The 19522-nt window shown below is 52.8% G+C and carries 16 protein-coding genes; 8 read left to right on the top strand and 8 right to left on the bottom strand.

Features of this window, described 5'->3' with window-relative positions; all coding sequences use genetic code 11:
* Positions 1–33 precede the first annotated feature (33 nt).
* On the bottom strand, positions 34–1005 hold the full coding sequence (locus G8770_RS08570; RefSeq protein WP_167184738.1) for an HPP family protein: 972 nt from the start codon (positions 1003–1005) through the stop codon (positions 34–36).
* A 231-nt stretch (positions 1006–1236) separates the two neighbouring features.
* Here G8770_RS08570 and G8770_RS08565 point away from each other — a divergent pair, with 231 nt between their 5' ends.
* On the top strand, positions 1237–1665 hold the full coding sequence (locus G8770_RS08565; RefSeq protein WP_243760326.1) for a MarR family winged helix-turn-helix transcriptional regulator: 429 nt from the start codon (positions 1237–1239) through the stop codon (positions 1663–1665).
* 74 nt (positions 1666–1739) lie between these two features.
* On the opposite strand, the gene G8770_RS08560 is transcribed toward G8770_RS08565, so the two are convergent.
* From G8770_RS08560 to G8770_RS08545, 4 genes are all read right to left on the bottom strand, one after another.
* On the bottom strand, positions 1740–2183 hold the full coding sequence (locus tag G8770_RS08560) for a hotdog fold domain-containing protein (protein ID WP_167184735.1): 444 nt from the start codon (positions 2181–2183) through the stop codon (positions 1740–1742).
* Between the two features lie 539 nt (positions 2184–2722).
* Entirely contained in the window at positions 2723–3439 is a 717-nt protein-coding gene (locus G8770_RS08555; protein WP_167184732.1) for a YebC/PmpR family DNA-binding transcriptional regulator, read from the bottom strand.
* Between the two features lie 118 nt (positions 3440–3557).
* Positions 3558–4574: a metal-dependent hydrolase gene (locus G8770_RS08550; protein WP_167184729.1), complete on the bottom strand. Its 1017-nt coding sequence runs from the start codon at positions 4572–4574 to the stop codon at positions 3558–3560.
* A 147-nt stretch (positions 4575–4721) separates the two neighbouring features.
* Positions 4722–5558 (bottom strand): helix-turn-helix domain-containing protein, encoded by an 837-nt coding sequence (locus G8770_RS08545; protein ID WP_167184727.1) that lies wholly within the window; start codon positions 5556–5558, stop codon positions 4722–4724.
* Between the two features lie 242 nt (positions 5559–5800).
* Here G8770_RS08545 and G8770_RS08540 point away from each other — a divergent pair, with 242 nt between their 5' ends.
* The 5 genes from G8770_RS08540 to G8770_RS08520 all read left to right on the top strand — a co-directional run bounded on the left by G8770_RS08540 (position 5801) and on the right by G8770_RS08520 (position 11597).
* Positions 5801–7606, top strand: a complete 1806-nt coding sequence (locus G8770_RS08540; RefSeq protein WP_167184724.1) for an acyl-CoA dehydrogenase C-terminal domain-containing protein — start codon at positions 5801–5803, stop codon at positions 7604–7606.
* Positions 7607–7659: 53 nt separating this feature from the next.
* A complete protein-coding gene (locus tag G8770_RS08535) occupies positions 7660–8115 on the top strand; it encodes a MaoC family dehydratase (RefSeq protein ID WP_208022124.1) in 456 nt (151 codons plus the stop codon).
* A gap of 44 nt (positions 8116–8159) precedes the next feature.
* On the top strand, positions 8160–9077 hold the full coding sequence (locus G8770_RS08530; protein ID WP_167184722.1) for an SDR family NAD(P)-dependent oxidoreductase: 918 nt from the start codon (positions 8160–8162) through the stop codon (positions 9075–9077).
* A 107-nt stretch (positions 9078–9184) separates the two neighbouring features.
* Positions 9185–10366, top strand: a complete 1182-nt coding sequence (locus G8770_RS08525; protein ID WP_167184719.1) for an acetyl-CoA C-acyltransferase — start codon at positions 9185–9187, stop codon at positions 10364–10366.
* Between the two features lie 469 nt (positions 10367–10835).
* Complete coding sequence (locus G8770_RS08520) at positions 10836–11597, top strand: hypothetical protein (RefSeq protein WP_167184716.1); 762 nt, start codon at positions 10836–10838, stop codon at positions 11595–11597.
* A gap of 209 nt (positions 11598–11806) precedes the next feature.
* Here the strand turns inward: G8770_RS08520 and G8770_RS08515 are convergent, their stop codons facing one another.
* Complete coding sequence (locus tag G8770_RS08515) at positions 11807–13297, bottom strand: alkaline phosphatase (RefSeq protein ID WP_167184713.1); 1491 nt, start codon at positions 13295–13297, stop codon at positions 11807–11809.
* 201 nt (positions 13298–13498) lie between these two features.
* On the opposite strand from G8770_RS08515, the gene hrpB reads away from it, so the two are divergent.
* The gene (hrpB, locus tag G8770_RS08510) at positions 13499–16060 is read left to right on the top strand and encodes an ATP-dependent helicase HrpB (RefSeq protein ID WP_167184710.1); all 2562 of its coding nucleotides are present in this window, start codon (positions 13499–13501) and stop codon (positions 16058–16060) included.
* 85 nt (positions 16061–16145) lie between these two features.
* Here the strand turns inward: hrpB and lpxL are convergent, their stop codons facing one another.
* Together lpxL and G8770_RS08500 are read right to left on the bottom strand one after the other, a co-directional pair.
* Positions 16146–17051, bottom strand: a complete 906-nt coding sequence (lpxL, locus tag G8770_RS08505) for an LpxL/LpxP family Kdo(2)-lipid IV(A) lauroyl/palmitoleoyl acyltransferase (protein WP_167184707.1) — start codon at positions 17049–17051, stop codon at positions 16146–16148.
* 323 nt (positions 17052–17374) lie between these two features.
* Positions 17375–18037, bottom strand: a complete 663-nt coding sequence (locus tag G8770_RS08500) for a nitroreductase family protein (RefSeq protein WP_167184704.1) — start codon at positions 18035–18037, stop codon at positions 17375–17377.
* A 334-nt stretch (positions 18038–18371) separates the two neighbouring features.
* On the opposite strand from G8770_RS08500, the gene prfB reads away from it, so the two are divergent.
* A protein-coding gene (gene prfB / locus G8770_RS08495; protein ID WP_167184701.1) for a peptide chain release factor 2 occupies positions 18372–19467 on the top strand; the annotation gives its coding sequence in 2 pieces (ribosomal slippage) (positions 18372–18443 and positions 18445–19467; 1095 coding nt in all).
* Positions 19468–19522 lie beyond the last annotated feature (55 nt).

Genomic DNA, 19522 nt, shown 5'->3' with positions numbered 1-19522 from the left:
AGGCCGCTTTTTTGTAGATCTGTCTTTCAGAAGCTAGTCATCCAACTGCTTAATCCAGCGTCCATTGTGTTGGCGCACTTCAAATCGAGCCCATTGACGAAACTCCTCGCGTTGGCAGATGCCGGTTTCATAGTCGCCGTCGCCTTCAATGACTTTGTAGATCACCTTGTCTTTGGCTCCCTCTTTGTTGTTGGCAGCGTCTACCACTTGGCGAATGCTCCATAAGGCACCCAGCTTGCCATTGCTGTAATAGCGGCCGGCGATGATGTGCTCCGGATGGTCAATCTTCTGATCAGCGTGCTGTTTTGCCAGCTCAAGCAGGCTCGTCAGGCTTTCTGTGGTGATATCAAAAAAGGAGTCCAGCTCGTGCATGGCAGCGGCAAAGTCTTCCTGTGTCAGTTCAACTTCACGGTCTGAGGGCTTTGATATTGGCGGGGTGATGTACTGACGTGCCCAATGCTCCGGGTAGCGACGCCAGGGAAAAAACAGGTTGAACAGCACCGCAATAAACAACAGGGCAGTGACATTCAACATGACCGGAAACAATACGTACTCGTATCCCAGTGCATGAACGCTGCTGCCACCAATCACCGCGCTGAGAGCCGTTGCACCACCGGGTGGGTGAATACAGCGCAGATAATACATAGCCCCCACGGCGAGACCGACAGCAGCGCCGGCTGCAATATACCCCTCGGGTAGCAGCTTCTGACAGGTCACGCCAATGATGGCGGAGATAAACTGGCCACCGAAGACAGCCCAGGGTTGTGACAGGGCTCCGTGAGGTACGGCAAACAGCAGTACAGCACTGGCTCCCATGGAAGCCACGATCAGGATTCCGGCATGATCGGTAATAATGCCGGAATCGGCTTGAGCCGTGAGCCAGTAAACCGCAGAGATACTGAGAAGGGCGCCGGTGGCCGCCAGTAATTTTTCCCGATGGCTTGTGGTGTTGTGGCCAATGCCCAACAGCTTTCTCAGTTCGTGATACCAACGCTGATGTTTCATAGACGTACCTGAAATAAACGCTTTGCCGCTGTGAAGGTTTTTGATGACACAGGGTCGTGCGCCAATATGGTGCGCAATGGTAGGGGAATTGAGGGACGATGAACAGCAGTGTTTCCCCGGGTTAAACGATACGGATAGCTGTTTCATTGTTGTTCTTCTTTGAAATGCTCCAGAAAGTATTTGAATCCTTTATTCGGCATCAATACACTCAATACTTTGTGGGTGAAGTAAATGGCGACAGCAATGGACAAGCGATTATTTTATCTGATGAATATCGCTCAGCATCGGGTGTTTAAATATGCCGACGCAGAGAGTGAAAAAAGGATAGGCTTGTCGGTTACCCAGTCTGCGGCGTTGATGTTTATTGCCACTAATGAGGGGTGTCTGCAAAAGGCCTTATCGGAAGCCACCGGATTGAATCAATCTGCTGTAACCGGTCTGGTGGGGCGGATGATGAAAAATGATCTGATTGATCGAAAAATCTGCCCAGAAGATGGCCGAGCTTCTCGTTTGTATCTATCCGCAAAAGGTCAGGCCAAGTTACCGGAAGTTTTTCCTCTTATTGGAGAGCTTAATAAAAAGTTAACGGCAGGCATGTCGACGACGGAGATTGATGTCGTGACAAAATTTCTGAACAACTTGATTAAAGAATTTTCGTAAATCTGTTTGATGCGAATGACATTCTATTTATCTCATCCTCTCGATGAGATAAATAGGTTTAACGGTCCGAACGTTCAGCCCGCATGTTTAATATTCATCGTAATCTCTGCGTTGAAGCACTTGGTTCCTGCGAAGTCATATGCGGCGACAGGAACAGTGACTTCCCCAGGGAGAGAAAAATTTATGTGTGCGGCATCGCAGACAACCTTCAAATCAGTTTTGGCTTTCGCCAGATATTGAACATTCATGGCTTGTGCAATCCAGCGTGCATTGGCTGGAATGGATGCGTCTGTGGCCAGGCCGGCGACTAATTCTGCGGCATTACATATCGCTATAGCATGAATACTTCCCAGGTGATTCTGGACTTTTACCTGATTGCGAAGGTTCATTTCACAGTAACTCGGGCGATAATCCGACACTTCAGGATCAATAGTCGAGAAGTAGGGTGCTAAGGCCCCTATACCTTGAGAAAACTCCTTGCTCCCCATTTGCTGAAACATCGATAAGAACTGGCTCATACTTAATTCCTTTTAGTAAAGATTCTTGGTGGTCGTTTGTGTTTATAGTTCACATGTGAAGTATATTAGTTTATATATGAACTAAGTGCTGTGCAAGGGATTTCACAGAGAGATAGATATGGGCAGGAAAGTGGGGGCAATCCTTTAATGCATCATTGTCGGAAATGCCGGTTTGCCAGTCGTTGGTGTGATTGACTAAAAATCCGCATGAGAGAACATCGTAGCGTTTTGCCTGACGAGGGTTTGCGTCCAGGCAGTTTTATGTGTTCCTGGGCATAACTCGGTGCTTTTCAGCAAGGGCAAGGCATACAACATGTACCATGCTTACCGTTCTCTCTTCAGAGGGCCAAACTTGCGTATATCCGAGCTGGTGTGGGATTCAGAGGGCTGGGTCTGTATCTGCGGGGCCTTAAGTCGCAGTGAGTGCTGTGGAGTGGTTGCATTGTTGCCTCTTCAGAAGCATTTGAACAAAAACAGGCGCTATTAGCGCCCGTTCTGTTTATACGTGTTTCAGTTGGTTACTGAAAGCATGCCAGCCATTAGATTTCGGCGTTATGGTACACGCGCTGTACATCGTCCACATCATTGAGCATGTCGAGGAATTTCTCAAACATCTCAACATCATCGCTTTCGATCGGGGTGGTGGTTTGTGGCACAAACTGAATCTCGGCAACTTCAAAATCTATTTCACCGAAGGCATTGTTCAGGGCCTGTTTGGCTTTAAAAAACTCCGTGTGCGGTGCAAAAATAGTGATCATGCCGTCTTCGCACTCGATGTCCGTGACATCCACATCGTCCATCATTAACGCTTCCAGTACGGCCTCTTCGTCATCGCCCGGGTAGACAAAAATAGCGGACTGATCAAACATGTGGCTGACGGAGCCCTGGGTGCCTATCTTGGTTTTGGTTTTGGTGAAACATTGGCGCACATCGCCAAACGTGCGGTTTGGGTTGTCGGTCAGGCACTCAACGATCACCATGCAGTTGCCGGGGCCAAAACCTTCGTAACGGGCGATGTCGAAATCTTCACCGCCACCGCCTTTGGCCTTTTCTATCGCTTTGTCAATAACGTGAGCGGGCACCTGATCTTTTTTGGCACGATCAATCAAACCGCGCAGTGCCAGGTTGCCGTCGGGGTCAATACCACCTTTTTTGGCGCAGACGTAAATTTCACGTCCGTACTTGCTGTATACCTTGGATTTTTGATCGGCCGTCTTGGCCATGGAGTCTTTGCGGTTTTGATAGGCTCTGCCCATGGTGTGATCCCGGTTGTCTTATTAAAAGTCTCGAATACTCGCGTTATCGAAAAGCTGGATTGCTAAATAGCCGCGAATTTTACCGTTTCACAGCAGATGATGGAAGTTCTCCAGAGCGTCATTGCTGGGGATGAGGTGCAAACATCATGCGGATTAAACGCTTCAGCGCCAACCCGCTGTTGTCCCGCTGGGTGTAATACTCGGCGAACTCCTGGGGACTGGCATCGGGGGAGAGACGGATACCCCACAGGGGGGCAATCTGTTGGGGCAGCATGGAGTATCGAATGTCTACCACCTGAAAAGGGTTCTGTTTGTCCTGTGCGATGTAGCCGTCGGAAAACCAGCGGAAGCGTTCAATGTCGTTCGCTTGTTGGGAGCCGGGTGTGAGCCAGGGAAGGTCGCGCCGGGTATTCAGCTTGGCGATATCGTCACCGGGCCAGAGGGTGGGTTGCCTCAAGCCGGGATTGACCGCGTCGACGTAGAAATGATCCTCGGTTTCGTAAACGATTTTCCAGACCACGATATTGGCGAAGCTGGGTTTGGCCTCCAGCCTGAGGGGGGCGTGCCCCCGTTGCTGCGCCAGTTGGTGACCCAGGGCGAGGGCGCGCTCGTGCTGAACATAAGCCAGCCCCATATAGACAGCACCCCACAGAATACCGCAGTAGGCATAGGTTTTTCGTTTGAAGCGCGACGCCAGCAGGGTAAGCGCCAGCATGGGAATTGTAATTAACGGGTCTATAACGGAGATGGTGTCCCAGGCGAACCTTTTTTGGCTCACAGGCCAGAGGAGTTGGGTGCCATAGCTGGTGCAGGCGTCGAGCAGTCCGTGAGTGGCATAGCCCAGCCAGCACCACATCAAGGTCTGCCACCAGGACAGCCCCCAGCGCCGGCCCAAAAGCGGGTGCAGGACCAGGGCACAGATAAGCCCCCCAAAAGGGGTGAAAAACAGGGAGTGGGTAAAGTGCCGGTGGTATTCCAGTGCCAGCAGTGGGTCGCCCGGTGAGCGGATCAGCACGTCCAGGTCTGGCGCCATGCCTGCCAGGGCTCCCAAAGTAGCGGCTTTGGCCAGGTCTTTGGGGTTGCTCTTGGTCTGGGCGATGATCCCGCCTAAAACACCTTGGGTGATGGGGTCCATAATGTGGGCCTTTCCCTTACGTTGTTAACAAACATGAAGTTGGAATCTGTTGTGGTCGAACTCATCCGGTCAGAAGGTGTTATGTGCGTCAGTGGTTGCCGTTCGCTGTCAGCCCTGGCAGCAAGGTTCTTTAGTTTGAAGCGGGCCTCAGTATAAAAGCAGCGGGTGGCTCAGGTTGCCTTCGGCCAGACCTGACACATCCAGGTCGTCATCTTCCGGGTAGAGGGTGCTGATCGTGAGCTTGGGCTCTGACAGATAAGCTGTCGGGCCGTGGGCACCGACAATCTGGCTGACACTGTAAAAACGCCGCAGGGCGCCCTGATAATCCGCCTGGACTCGAAAGCTGGCCATAGGCTCCAGTTTTGCGGCCCTCTGGGCCCAATCGTCTGGGACCTTGGGGTTGTTCAGCAGCTTTTCGAGAATGATGACCTTCTCCGGTGATTCATTAAACATCAGGTCTTGTTTGAGCGACATGACAATCATCGACAGCGTATCTTCCCAGCCGCTTAATATGGTCCCGGCCCCCTGTCGGCTGAAGAGGAAGTCGAAGTGGTTGGTGACTTTATCCAACTGGGCCGCCGGAATGGTGGTTCGATAAAAACCGACCCAGGCCCGGTTCACCATCAGGATACTGCCTGCGCTGTCCATCAAGGTCGTGGGGTAGGGGTCCATGGCGCGTAAGGTGAGTCGCATGGCCTTACGCAGCCATTTGAATTGCGGGGCATGGAAGTCGGTGTGCTGCTGCTGCGGGCTGTAACCTGCCGCGATACGCAGGTGATTTCGGTCCCGTTCTCCCATGCTCATGGCCTGCGCAATGTCTTCAATCATGGTTTCACTGGGACGGCTGCTGCCGTTTTCCAGCCGGCTGATGTGGCGCGGGGAACTGTTCAGGCGATGGGCCAATTCCTCTTGACTGAGTTTGTGGACATTTCTCCAGAATCGGAGGAAATGCCCAAACGTCGGCTCAACGGAACTCTCTGCCATACTGACATTCTCTCTGTTTATTCAGTCGTATTATTGGGTGCGGTGTAAATAGGCCGTTTCTTATCAGTAGGGAACTGTATACGAAGTGCCGTGTTTCTGTAAGTCGTCAATATTCAGGTGCCAACAGCAGATGCAAGGACTGCATTGTATAGGGGTTTATCCTGACATGTCATGTCATGGTGGGCACGGGTCCACAGCGGCACAATAGCAGCCATAACTAAGACAATGATGAGGTGATAACCGTGGTAGCTCCCGTTCTGAATGCCCGCGATCTTGAATTTATGCTGTATGAGCTCTTTGATGCCGAGGCCATGACACAGCGCCCCCGCTACGCAGACCACAGTCGTGAAACCTTCAACGCAGCCATGGAGACCGCACGCACGGTTGCCGAAAAGTATTTTCTGCCCATCCGCCAGAAAGTCGACACCAATGAGCCCACTTTCGACGGTCAAAACGTTCACATGTTGCCCGAGATCAAGACAGCCGTTCAGGCTGTGATTGAGTCGGGACTGTCCTGTCCCACCGCCGATTATGAGCTGGGGGGTATGCAGCTTCCGCGTATTGCTGCGAATGCAACTGGCGCGTTCCTGTCCGCCGCCGGGGGCACCATGATGGGTTACACCGGACTCACCAACGCCAACTGCAATCTCATCGAAGCCCACGGAACCCCAGAGCAAATTGAAAAGTGGGTTACGCCTATGCGAGAAGGCCGTTTCGCCGGCACCATGGCGATGACGGAACCCAGTGCCGGCTCCGGACTGGCCGATTTAACCACCAGTGCCACGGCCCATGGTGACGGTACTTATCGCGTTGCGGGCAACAAAATTTTTATCTCCGGTGGCGACCATGAACTGAATGAGAACATTGTCCACCTGGTGTTGGCGCGCGTTAAAGGTGCTCCCAAAGGTGTGAAAGGCATCTCCTTGTTCATCGTGCCGAAGTTTCTGGTCAATGATGACGGCTCTCTGGGGGCGCGCAACGATGTTTGGCTGGCGGGATTGTTCCACAAAATGGGCGGCCGGGGGCAGACATCCTGTGCGATGAGCTTTGGCGAAAAAGACGGAGCGGTTGCCTATCTGGTGGGCGAAGAGAATCAGGGCTTGCGTTACATGTTTCATATGATGAATGAAGCGCGGGTGATGGTCGGGACCGCTGCGGCCGTGACCGCCATGACCGGTTACCAATACTCTCTGGATTACGCTCGAGAGCGGCCTCAGGGGCGTTTGGCATCGTGTAAAGACCCTCAGTCGCCCCCCGTCAATATCATCCAGCACCCGGATGTGCGCCGTATGTTGTTAGCCCAAAAGGCCTATGCCGAAGGGGCTTACGCACTTTGCCTGCTGGGCGCTCAACTGTCGGACGATGAGCGTACTGCACCGACGGAAGAGGAGCGTCAAAAGGCCCACTTGTTGCTGGATTTCCTCACGCCAATCATTAAGTCATGGCCTTCAGAATATGGCCCCCGCGCCAACAGCCTGGCGATTCAGGTGTTGGGTGGTCACGGTTATATCAACGAGCATCCGGTGGAGATGTTCTACCGCGACAACCGCCTCAATCCGATTCATGAAGGTACCTATGGGGTTCAGTCTCTCGATTTATTGGCGCGCAAGGTGCCAATGGGTGGCATGGCTGGTTATCAGGCCTGTCTCGCCGAAATGGAGAAAACCATTAATGAAGCCTCTACAGATGCTGCCGTTGCCGGTTTTGCCAAAGAGCTGACAGAGGCGATTCAAACACTGAAAAGCACAACTGAAGTGCTGTTGGGCGCCATGGCTGAGAAGAACATCGATCTGGCATTGGCAAACTCTGTGAAGTATCTGGAGCTGTTTGGCAATGTGGTTGTCGCCTGGATCTGGTTGAAGCAGGGTATTGTTGCCAGTAAAGCTCTGGCCGGAAATCCACATGAAGATGATCAGAAGTTTTATAAGGGTAAATTACAGGCTCTTAAATACTTCTATCGTTTTGAACTGCCTGAAATTAATGTCTGGTCGAAGATTCTTTGTGATCTGGACGACACTACTTATGAAATGCAGGAAGAGTGGTTTTAAGCTTTTGGCACGGTTTTGATTTTTTAACCCACAACAATAAGTGAGAGAGTATTATGCTGATCAAGAAAGATGAAATTGAGCAATACATTGGCCGTGAGTCTGAACCAACGGAATGGTTTACCGTTACTCAGGATCAGATTGACCAGTTTGCTGACTGTACTCATGATCATCAATTTATCCATGTAGATCCGGAAAAAGCCAAGGAAACACCTTTTGGCACTACTATTGCTCATGGCTTTTTGTCTCTGTCCATGCTGTCTCATTTCTCTGAAGAGTTTGGTATGGCCATTGAGGGTGTCTACATGGGGATAAACTACGGCTTCGATTCCGTACGTTTCCTCTCTCCGGTAAAAGTGAATAGCCGTATTCGTGCACGGGCTAAGAATCTGGAGATTGTCGAAAAGAATCCTGGTCAGTTTGTTACCAAGACTGAAGTGACCATTGAAATCGAAGGTGTGGAAAAGCCTGCACTTAAAGCGGTGTGGATTGGCATGCAAATGGTGGCTTAAGCTACCTCTATCCAGATCTGAATTTGTTAAGAAGGAAGTAAATTATGTCTGTTAGCTTTGAAGGTCGCGTTGCGATTGTTACTGGTGCCGGTAATGGCTTGGGGCGTTCACATGCGCTTGAATTAGCTCGTCGTGGTGCCAAGGTTGTCGTTAACGATCTGGGTGGAGCCCGTGATGGTAGCGGTAACTCCTCCGATGCAGCTAAAGAAGTTGTTGCTCTGATTGAAGAGATGGGTGGCGAAGCTCTGGCTCACGGTGCCAACGTTGCTAATTTCAGTGAAGTGCAAGACATGGTTAAGCAAACCATGGATAAGTGGGGGCGCGTTGATATCCTGATTAACAACGCCGGCATCCTGCGTGATAAAAGCTTCGCCAAAATGGAAATTGCTGACTTCCAATTGGTGATGGATGTCCACGTTATGGGCAGTGTGAACTGTACCAAAGCGGTATGGGACATTATGCGCGAGCAAAATTACGGTCGAATTGTTATGACCACATCGTCTTCCGGCATGTACGGTAATTTCGGTCAAACCAACTACGGTGCCGCCAAAATGGCGGTGCTGGGTTTCATGAATACCCTGGTTTTGGAGGGGGCGAAGTACGACATCCGTGTTAATGCTCTGGCTCCTACAGCGGCAACCCGCATGACTGAAGATCTGATGCCACCAGAAATTTTGGCAATGTTGCAGCCTGAAGCCGTGACTGCTGGTGCCTTGACTCTGGTGCATGAAGATGCTCCAAACCGTTTCATTCTGTGTGCTGGTGCTGGCGGTTACGCTTCAACCCGTTTGTTCGAAACTGACGGTGTGTTTATTCCAAAAGAAGAGCAGAGCCCTGAAGCTGTTCTCGCTAAGTGGGATGGTGTGAGCGACACCTCCAAGCAAAGCGAGCTTGAGTCCGGGTCGAAGCAGACTGAAAAATTCCTGACCAAGGCCATGCAGTACGTTCAGTCCCAGAAATAAATTCATGATGCACATCGGCTGGCTGATTTCTCTAGCCAGCTTGATGGTCATTAATCGCATCTATAGAAGCTTATAGATACTTCCAGAGAGAAATTAAGGATTTCGATATGAAAGAAGCAGTGATTGTTTCAGCAGCTCGTACCCCGATTGGCCGAGCTTACCGTGGTGCATTCAATAACCTGGAATCTCCAAGCCTTTCATCTTTTGCCATTGAGGCAGCGGTAAAGCGTGCAGGTGTTGATCCCGCCGAAATTGATGATTGTATTTGGGGGGCTGCCTTGCAGCAGGGCTCACAGGGTTACAACATCGGCCGTCAGGTTGTCATGGCATCTGGTCTGCCAGTGACTGTATCCGGGATGAGCCTTGATCGTCAGTGCTCATCTGGTCTGATGTCCATTGCCACGGCTGCCAAGCAAATTGTGATGGATGGCGCTCCGGTTGTGTTGGCCGGTGGCTGTGAATCCATCAGTCTGGTTCAAAACGACAAAATGAACCTGTCTCGCATGGTTGATCCAAAAGCCATCGCGCATGCTCCCAACATTCACATGCCCATGCTGGATACGGCTGAGGTGGTGGCAAACCGCTACAGTATTTCCCGTGAGGCTCAGGATGAATATGCGGTTCAGTCCCAGACTCGCACTGCTGCCGCACAAGAAGCTGGCAAGTTTGATGATGAAATCGTGCCAGTCACTGCGACCAAACTGGTGCAGGACAAAGAAACCGGTGCGGTCAGCGAAGAGCAAGTGACTCTGGCCAAAGACGAAGGTAACCGTCCGGGCACTAATCTGGAAGGTCTGTCGGGGCTGAAAGCTGTTCGTGAAGGCGGTTCTATCACGGGTGGCAACGCCTCTCAGTTGTCCGATGGCGCGGCAGCGGTTGTGCTGATGGACAGTCAGCTGGCCGAGCAGCGAGGTCTGGCGCCGTTGGGTGTGTATCGTGGTATGGCTGTGGCCGGCTGCGAACCTGATGAGATGGGCATCGGTCCGGTCTTTGCCATTCCCAAGTTGCTGCAACGTACCGGTCTGAAAATGGACGACATTGGCTTGTGGGAGCTGAACGAAGCCTTCGCGGTTCAGGTGATCTACTGTCGCGATAAGCTGGGTATTCCTAACGATCGCCTCAACGTCAATGGTGGTGCAATTTCTATTGGCCATCCCTATGGCATGAGCGGTGCTCGTATGGTGATGCATGCCCTGATCGAAGGTAAGCGTCGCGGAGTTAAATATGTGGTCGTGACCATGTGTGTCGGTGGCGGCATGGGCGCAGCGGGCTTGTTCGAAGTGCTGTAACCCGAACCATCCTCGGGACTCGGTGTGGTCTTGCCAGCCTCTTTGCGCTTCACCCTAAACGGTGAGCGTTCTGGTACAGCTGTGAGAACTCACCTTCAAAAACACCGCTTTATTCAGGCGGTGTTTTTTTATGGTTGGCAGTTATTGTTCATTACTTCCTGCCTGGGAAGTGGGTTGCTCTTGAGTCTGCAGTTTATTTTTGACATATTGGGCGTCCTCGCTGGAAATAAGGATTGTTTTCGGCTTTTTGATTAAGCGCCTGTGATCTTCACTGATGAGTTAGATTGGGCGGTTATTCCAGAGCATTCGCCTGATGGTGAGGAACACTCCTTCTCTCTTCGTCCCCCGCCAGTGGTTGTTGTGTCAGCTACCGGTAACGCGATGTCTGACACCTGTAACAGATTGTTTGCGGCTGGTGACGTATTGCGCCATCGTGATGTTGTTCAGTTCCTGTGTTTTGGCTACGCAAGTGAAAACACCTTTACTGAATGATGTCGTGGTTGACCATCAGCTGTCGCCGGACCCGGCTGAAACTATCCATTATCTGGTGTACGGCAGCGCCGGTGAACCCCTGCAAATTCTGAATCAAAGTGGCATCGGTGAAGGCTTGGTTACAGACGTAGTGCATGAGATTTTTCGCAACGCTCCCTATGAGTTAACGACCATTATCAGGCCGTTGAAACGCATCAAAAGAGAGATGCAATACGGGGAGGTCAAACGATGGATCGCCTATGCGTTGCGCTCCTGGGAACAAGAAGGGGTCTGGGATCACGCGACATTCGCGGAGGTTGACCTGATTCACTACCCATTATCCCTTGTCTACGCCGATGACCGGGGCGAACAGGAACTCGATCTTCACAGCTTGAATGGCCAGGAAGTCATCTGGTTGCGGGGTTTTAAATACCCCGGCGCGCTGAATTTCCAGGATCAGTTCGGGCTGACTTATTTACGGACCAGTGATCATGTGTCTGCCGTTAAAATGTTAAAGGCAGGCCGGGCCGTTTACTTCATGGAGAATGCCGCGAGAATTCGTTTTGCTATGCAGCGCCTGGGGGTCGCTGCCGAGCAATACCGCTTTTTCCCGTTAAAACAGGTTGTGCCGCCCACCCAAATAACGTTGCTGATGAGCAACGACCTCAGTGAAAAGACCCGAGCTTTTGTGAATGATCGACTGGCACAGCTTCAGCACAGCGGTTGGCTGTCAGAAAGAGCCAAACACTATGGTTTTTAGGCGCACGGTTGTAGCGATGAGCTCTTTCAAAGACTTTTATGGATACCCTTAAAGGGTTCAAGGTTTTTAAACGCCAGACTTTTCCGGCATAGGGTTTGATAAAATTCTCTGCAGCCGTGTGTCGATCAACCAGTGACGTCGTCTGATGGCGACGTCGTGACAGATCGCGATGCGTAACCGTTAGCGACGTCGAAAAAGAGGCGCTGAGTTTATTGTGCAGCGGGTTTGCTGGGCGCTGCTGGCAAGTTCAGATATTGTGCCATAATGTTAAAAATTTCTGGCTGAGTCACCATTGGGGCGATTCTACCCAGGCCCTGCTGGTTACTGTAAAGCGGGACATTTACCCCAGTGTGCTCTTCATAGGGAAAATCATTGGTGGCGTAGTTAACGGCCATGATCTGGTTTTCTGGCGTGATGAGACGAGCCACATGCCCTGGTGTATAAACGGCTATGCCACCGTGCGCAAAGAGACTGATGTTAGGCTTCAGCTGGGCAGCTTGCCCATGATCGGCAGTCACCAGAATGAGGGTTTCCGGCTCCTGTTCGGCAAATGCCAGGGCGCTAATTAATGCGTCTTCCAGCTGCTCCAGCTCACCAATGCTGCCGCAGGGGTTGCGCGCGTGGGATTGCTTGTCGATCGATGCGGATTCGATCATCAGGAAAAAGCCCTCACCATCCTGGGCCGCCAGATGCTTCAGTGCCGTATCGGTTAGTTGTTTGAGGGTAGGCGTGCTACCGAATTGAGGATTTTTTTCGCAGCGCATGGGCTCTGGTAACTCCACACTGCCAAGGCGCCAGTCCAGCCTGTTAAGCAAACTGGGGCTTGGTTTTTCGGCAATACGACCTTTTTCACCCTGCCAGATCGTGGGCAGGTTGCTCGGTGCAAACAGCCCCAGTACTTTTTGGGAGGTCTCCAGTCCGGGTAATTCCTCGGCGCTGCTCACCGTTTGATAGCCATGCTTGCGGGCCAGGGCCAGCAGCGTCAGGTCACTGCTTTCCGCCGTTTGATCAAAGTGACTGGAACCGCCCCCCAGCACAATGTCCGTATTGCCGGTGGCTATCTGTTGCGCGATGGAGCCCTTGCCACCCCTGGCAATCTGATCGTTGACACAAGCCTCGAGGTTCGACCAGCTTGGCGTGTTCTCTGTAGGTTGCATGTCACTGGGGCCTTTACAGCCTCGTAAGGCAATATGACTGATAAACACCGCGGGAGTGGCATCGGCGACGTCTGCGGTGGAGACAATGCCGGTGGCATACCCGCCCGCTTTGGCAAGCTCGGCAATGGTGGTCAGGTCCTGGTCATCCCCCGCGGTGGTGGAGATTCGCCCGCGGCTGGTAGCGACACCGGTTGCCATGGAGGTGGCGCTGTTGGCAGAATCGGCCACATAGATCGGAAGATCCGGCTGCTCTTCGTCGACGGTAATCACCTGGGAAGTACTTCGCAGGGGTAAATGGTCCAGTTGTAACTTGCCGCGGGCCCCTTTTAAGTAGTTGCGGGCAATGGTGATCTGGTTGTCGTCCATCCCGTCACCAATAATCAGAATCACATTGCGTTTTGCGTTTTCCTTGACGGCTTGGTTTTCCTCTGCCAATCGGCGGTCACTCGCCAGAGCCATTTGGCTGAGGCTGCCGAGAAGTACCAGGGCAGAAGCGGTGTTGAGGATGCGGGTTATGGTCCTGGGCAAATGTTGGGTACGCATAGTTGTCCTTGTTGGTTGTATTTGTTATATCCGGTGGACGATATTATAAGGCCCTAGAGAGGAGGAGTAGAGGGTTAGCATAACTTTGCGATAGCGGCAGCTTAAAGCCGGCGATTAAAAGGTATGTTTTCTCGAGTGACCGCGTAAAATATCGGATTGTTTTCCGTATCCGTATCCCTATTTCCCCGCATAGAGCTGTTCATGACTGTAAAACTCCCCATTCTGGATATCATTTCTGAACTTGAATCTGCCCTGCAGACGCGGGATGAGGTGGTGCTGGAGGCGCCCCCGGGAGCGGGCAAAACAACCCAGGTCCCGTTGTCGCTTCTCAGCGAGCCCTGGCTGCAAGGGCAGAAAATTCTCATGCTGGAGCCGCGCCGTTTGGCCGCACGAGCGGCGGCAGAACGTATGGCGCAGACTCTGGGTGAGGCGGTTGGCGAAACCGTGGGCTATCGTGTGCGGCTGGATTCCAGGGTCGGCCCCAACACCCGCATCGAAGTGGTGACCGAGGGGATTCTGACGCGTTTATTGCAGGCTGATCCTTCGCTGGAGGGGGTTGGGCTGGTTATTTTTGATGAATTTCATGAGCGCAGTCTGGATGCGGATTTAGGCCTGGCGCTGACACTGCAAGGTCGATTGCTGTTTGGTGACGTGCGTGAACAGCCGCTCAAGCTGCTGATTATGTCGGCAACGCTCGATGGTCAGCGAGTCAGTGAATTCCTCCACCAGGCACCGGTCGTGCGCAGCGAAGGCAAAATGTTCCCGGTCGAACTTCGCTATGGGGCTCCCTATCGGTATGGCGAGAGAATTGCAGAGCGAGTGGTTGCAACCGTGATGCAGGCTTTGGAAGAGCAGGCGGGGAGTGTTTTGGTCTTTCTGCCGGGGCAGGGGGAAATCCGTCAGGTCTACCGTCAGTTGCAGGGCAAACTGGGGGGCAGCGAGAGTCTGTTATTGTGCCCACTGTATGGTGATTTAAGCCTGGCTGAACAGCGCCGTGCGATTGCTCCCTGCCAGGCCGATAGTCGTAAAGTGGTGTTGGCGACCAGTATTGCGGAGACCAGTTTGACCATAGAAGGTGTCAGGGTGGTGGTAGACTCGGGGTTGAGTCGCTTGCCTGCGTTTGACCCGAATACCGGTATGACCCGCCTGGCAACACAGCGTGTCTCTAAAGCCTCAGCGACGCAACGTTGCGGCCGGGCGGGGCGGTTGGAGCAGGGCGTTTGTTATCGTCTGTGGGCTGAAAGTCAGCAGAATGAACTGGCAGCGTTTACGCCTCCTGAAATTCACCAGGCCGATCTGTCGCCATTGGCGCTGCAGCTGCTGAACTGGGGGGTGAGCGAGCTTTCTGAGCTGGATTGGCTGGAATCGCCTGCACCAGCCCCCTATCAACAGGCGTTAGAGTTACTTCAACAGCTGGGGGCAGCCGAACAGATTGATGCCACCGAGCCGCGGCGATGGCGGCTTACAGCGATGGGAGACGCCATGCTGAGGTTGCCGGCCCATCCCAGGTTGGCTCACTTGATGGTCAAGGCGAAAAGCATTGGACAGACCCGATTGGGGGCTGAGCTGGCGGCTGTGTTGTCGGAGCGGGACTTTGTGTCGGGCGCCGGGGTTGATGTTCAGCTGCGGTTGGAGCTGTTGCGTGGTGACCGAGTCGTGGAGCGCTCTCAGAAAGGGGTTGTCGCCAGGCTGAAGCAACAACAGCAGCACTTCGAACGTTTACTGACGTCCATTAGCGTTGAAAGCTTGCCTCATCCAGGCGCCGAAACTGCTGTCGGTTTGCTGCTGGCATTTGCCTACCCAGATCGCATTGCCAGGCAAAGGTCGGGTAATCGAATGAGTTATCAGTTGAGTAACGGTCGTTCTGCCGATTTTATCGAGCAGGATTCTCTGGGGAAGCAATCGTGGCTGGCCGTGGCCTCGGTTGGTGGCCAGCAGGGGCGTAGCAGCGACCGCATCTATTTGGCGGCGGCATTAAATCCTGAACTTCTCGATAGGTATTTTGCTGGGCAAATTGAAGAAAAAGTCTGTGTCGAGTGGGATGAGCGAGCTGGTAAGCTCCGAGCAGAGCGGGAGCGAAAAATTGGCCGGCTGGTGATAGAGCGGCAACCCCTGGAGGCCATTACAGCTGCAGAGCGTCGTCAGGCGCTGGCGGGGTTGGTGCAACGGCGTGGGCTGGACCTGTTTGAATGGCCGGTTGAATTAATGCAGTGGCGTGCGCGAGTTCAGTTGATGCGCTCGTATTGCACTGACCTTCCTAACCCCTGGCCTGATGTCAGTGATACGGGCTTGTTGCAGAGTCTTTCTGTGTGGCTTGAGCCCTACCTGAGCGCTGCGGAAGTGGCCAAAATAAGCAAACTCAATCATTTTAAGGCGCTGGATGTGACGGCAATGCTGCACGGTCTGTTACCGTGGCCTTTGCCTCAACAGCTGGATGAGCAAGCCCCGCAAAGGTTTGCAGTGCCTTCCGGGGCGCGTATTGCCATTGATTATACCCAAAGCCCACCGGTGTTGGCAGTCAAGCTGCAAGAGATGTTTGGCTGTGTGGATACTCCAGCGGTGGCAGGGGGGCGGGTGAAATTGATGGTCCACCTGTTGTCTCCGGCCAGGCGGCCGCTCCAGGTGACTCAGGATTTGGCGGGCTTTTGGCAGGGGAGTTACCAGGCCGTTAAAAAGGAAATGAAAGGTCGATACCCCAAGCATCCGTGGCCTGACAATCCACTGGAGGCCGTGGCGACGGCTAAAACCAAAGCCCGAATGTAATCCCTTTGGCCTGCAGCTACGCCCCTATTGGAAAGGTTTTGCAGTTTATTTGAGAGCTTTCCTGTTTGATTAAAGCGATTTCAGTTTATTTATAGAGCTTACCTTTGCCGTCTGGCTGGGTTTTAAAACGGCGATGGGTCCACATGTATTGGGTCGGGGCTTGCCGGATACCGTCTTCCAGGGCTTTGTTGATCAGGGTGGCATCAATGGTATCGTCGCCGCTGGGGAAACCTTCCGGGGCTTTGCTGAAGGCTAACTCGTATTCTTCTCGGGCACCCTTCCGGTACCACGACAGCATCACCACCTCTGACTGGTTGAAGTTGGACAAGCGGGTGGTGGACGTAATGGTGGCAGCGTTAACGCCAAAAAAAGGGGCGTACACGGTGTGGCGTTTGCCGTAATCCTGGTCCGGTGGATACCAAACGATGGCATTGTTCTTGAGCGCCCTCATGATGCCACGCATGTCAGCCCGGTTAATGATGTCTTTCATGAACCGTAAGCGCCCTTTAACAATCTGCTGGTTGATTAAGGGGTTATCATTGGGACGATAGATGGCATAGGGCTCGCAGATGAGAGACACCAGAGCGCCACCGAGGTCTAGGTGGCTGTAATGAGCGCCCAACAGCAGGACACCTTTTCCCTTGGCTTTAGCGGCTTCGAGAATGTCCTGGCCATGTATGGTGACCTTGTCGCGGTAGCGTTCGATGGGGCAGTAGTAGACATTGCTGGTTTCAATGAAGCCCAGCGTGTTGTTGAACAGAGTCTCTTTGACCTTTCGTTTGTGGGTTGCTTCATCCCACTCGGGAAAACACAGTTTCAAATTAACGGCAATGATGTTCCTGCGATGTCTGGCAAAGAGGTACAGCAGTGCACTCAAGCCTTTCGCCAGCTGGTACTGGGCCCTCCAGGGCAGCTTTGCAGACAGGTACATCAGGGCAATCATCAGCCAGACAGGCCAATAACGCGGGGCAGTGAAGCTCTTTTCGGACATATTTGGGATCTGGATTATTGAGTGGGTGAAATTCCGGGTGGGAGTATATCAGAGTGATTTGAAAAGTCGGGGTCGTGGTGAAAACATTTTAAGGATGGCGATGGTGAAAAAGAGGGATTGGATACCGACGGTGTAAATAGAACCCAAAACCCAAATTCAGTTCTTTTCAACGGAGGCCGTGCGAAGGAGGCAATCAGCCGTTGTTGGCGTTGACCGGCCTTTCAGTACAGACAGTGATAAAACGTTGTTGCTTCAACAATGCGTTATCACTGCCAAATGATGACCGCCTAATAACAATGTCCGCCGTTAGTAGCGCACAATGATCAGCTCAAAAACTGCACAGAGGCTTCCAGCGGTTCACGGCTGGTGCGAGCCCGATTGACGTCCGCCGTTTCATCGGCATAGCCGAAGGACATGCCAAACAGGATGCCGCGCTCTTCCGGTAGCTCGAGTATTTCTCTGACCGGCTGGGGGAACTGTCCCAGGGCGCCTTGCATGCAACTCGCCAGACCGTGCTCGGCCATCAGTAAGGACAGGGTTTGGGCATAAATACCGATATCCACCGCCCCCATAATGTTGAGGTATTTGTCCATGGTGAAGAAGGCCACATGTGGCGCGTCAAAAAAGGTCCAGTTACGAGCCATGGCCATTTGACGGGCCTGCTTGTCGCTGCGTTCGATGCCCATGGCGGTGTACAGAGTGTTGGCCGCACCAAATTGTCTGTCACGGTGGATGCCTTCATAGCGGACTTCCCAGTCGAAGTCCGGTGTTGGGGGCGCGCCATTCATGAGGACCGAGAGCAACTTGTCTTTCAGCTGGTCTTTTTTTGCACCAGAAACCACGTAGGTTTGCCAGGGTTGCACGTTACAATTGGACGGTGACTGCTGAGCCTCGGTGAAAATAGCTCTCAGGGTGTCTTCTGCCACGGGCTTGTCTAGAAAGGCGCGGGTTGAGACCCGTTGCTTCAAGGCGTCAATAACAGACATACATTTTCTCTCTCTGAGTGGACTGGTTAGCGGTCAGAATTTTACAGGTTTGCGGAATAGGGGGAAGCCCTTAGAATGAAACTTTTATGGTCATTTCGCACTTGGTGACACTTTGGCGCATGGCATTGGGTGATTGCTCGGTCCTGACGCTCCCAAACCGGGGCCAATCCGGGGAGTGTTGGGGCTGTCTGATCTCGCAGTTTGGGGTTGTGGTGCGGTTGTTTGGTTTCTGGCGCAGGCACACCTAGAGTTCGGTGTTGCGCTACTGTACAATTCGCGCCTGAATTTTTGCCGGTCAAATTGTCCGTATCTAACTTACGAATATAGGGTTTTCATGGAAATCGCCCCATTAGTAAATGCACTTAAAGACCTTCAGGACCGCACCGACGTCCTTAGGGGGTACCTTTGACTACGCTCATAAGAAAGAGCGTTTAACTGAAGTCGAGCTGGAGCTGGCCGAACCCAGTGTCTGGGATAAGCCCGAGAGAGCTCAGGAGCTGGGGCGTGAGCGCTCCGGCCTTGAGGAAGTGGTGAAAACCATTGAGGATCTGGATCAGGGCGTGGAGGATTGCCGCGAACTGCTGGATATGGCAGTGGAAGAAGATGACGCTGACAGTGTCACCGAGGTTGAAGCCGAAATTGAAACCCTCAACGCTCACCTCGCCAAGCTGGAATTCCGCCGGATGTTCTCAGGTGATATGGACCCCAATAATGCGTTTGTGGAGATCCAGTCCGGCTCGGGAGGCACCGAGGCACAGGATTGGGCCGAAATGGTGTTGCGCATGTACCTGCGCTGGGGCGAGGCCAAAGGCTTTAAAACCACGTTGGAAGAGGCCTCTGCCGGTGATGTAGCGGGCATTAAAAGTGCCACCATCCGTTTCGAGGGCGAATACGCCTTCGGTTGGCTGAGAACCGAAACCGGTGTTCACCGCCTGGTGCGCAAATCACCGTTTGATTCGGGCAATCGTCGCCACACCTCTTTCTGTTCGGTATTCGTCTCTCCCGAAATCGATGAAAACATCGAGATTGACATTAACCCGTCCGATGTTCGCACGGATACCTACCGCGCTTCAGGAGCCGGTGGTCAGCACGTGAACAAGACGGATTCCGCGGTGCGACTGACTCACGAACCCACCGGGATTGTGGCTGAGTGTCAAAGCCAGCGTTCCCAGCACAAGAACCGGGATCAGGCCTGGAAAATGTTGCGCGCCAAAATTTATGAGCAGGAAATGCTCAAACGCAACGAAGAGAAGCAGGCGCTGGAAGACAATAAGGCCGACATCGGCTGGGGCAGTCAGATTCGATCCTACGTTTTGGACGATCAGCGAATTAAAGACCTGCGCACCAATGTCCAAACCAGTAATTGCGGAACCGTTCTGGACGGTGGTTTGGACATGTTTATGGAAGCGAGCCTAAAAGCCGGCCTGTAAGCTGTTACCTGGTAAGGTACTGGCTAGCCATTGAACGTTTTTTTGCCCGGATCGC

The organism is Pseudomaricurvus hydrocarbonicus (assembly GCF_011602365.1).
In the GTDB taxonomy this organism is placed as follows: Bacteria; Pseudomonadota; Gammaproteobacteria; order Pseudomonadales; family Cellvibrionaceae; genus Pseudomaricurvus; species Pseudomaricurvus hydrocarbonicus.
The sequence above is the reverse complement of the archived record's forward strand: the minus strand, read 5'-3'. Positions and strand labels throughout refer to the sequence as shown.

Coding starts and splice junctions, on each gene's coding strand:
- G8770_RS08545 (WP_167184727.1), bottom strand. CDS start 5,558: ATGGCAGAGAGTTCCGTTGAGCCGACGTTTGGGCATTTCCTCCGATTC.
- G8770_RS08535 (WP_208022124.1), top strand. CDS start 7,660: ATGCTGATCAAGAAAGATGAAATTGAGCAATACATTGGCCGTGAGTCT.
- G8770_RS08570 (WP_167184738.1), bottom strand. CDS start 1,005: ATGAAACATCAGCGTTGGTATCACGAACTGAGAAAGCTGTTGGGCATT.
- G8770_RS08560 (WP_167184735.1), bottom strand. CDS start 2,183: ATGAGCCAGTTCTTATCGATGTTTCAGCAAATGGGGAGCAAGGAGTTT.
- hrpB (WP_167184710.1), top strand. CDS start 13,499: ATGACTGTAAAACTCCCCATTCTGGATATCATTTCTGAACTTGAATCT.
- G8770_RS08525 (WP_167184719.1), top strand. CDS start 9,185: ATGAAAGAAGCAGTGATTGTTTCAGCAGCTCGTACCCCGATTGGCCGA.
- G8770_RS08550 (WP_167184729.1), bottom strand. CDS start 4,574: ATGGACCCCATCACCCAAGGTGTTTTAGGCGGGATCATCGCCCAGACC.
- G8770_RS08565 (WP_243760326.1), top strand. CDS start 1,237: ATGGCGACAGCAATGGACAAGCGATTATTTTATCTGATGAATATCGCT.
- G8770_RS08500 (WP_167184704.1), bottom strand. CDS start 18,037: ATGTCTGTTATTGACGCCTTGAAGCAACGGGTCTCAACCCGCGCCTTT.
- lpxL (WP_167184707.1), bottom strand. CDS start 17,051: ATGTCCGAAAAGAGCTTCACTGCCCCGCGTTATTGGCCTGTCTGGCTG.
- G8770_RS08555 (WP_167184732.1), bottom strand. CDS start 3,439: ATGGGCAGAGCCTATCAAAACCGCAAAGACTCCATGGCCAAGACGGCC.
- G8770_RS08530 (WP_167184722.1), top strand. CDS start 8,160: ATGTCTGTTAGCTTTGAAGGTCGCGTTGCGATTGTTACTGGTGCCGGT.
- G8770_RS08515 (WP_167184713.1), bottom strand. CDS start 13,297: ATGCGTACCCAACATTTGCCCAGGACCATAACCCGCATCCTCAACACC.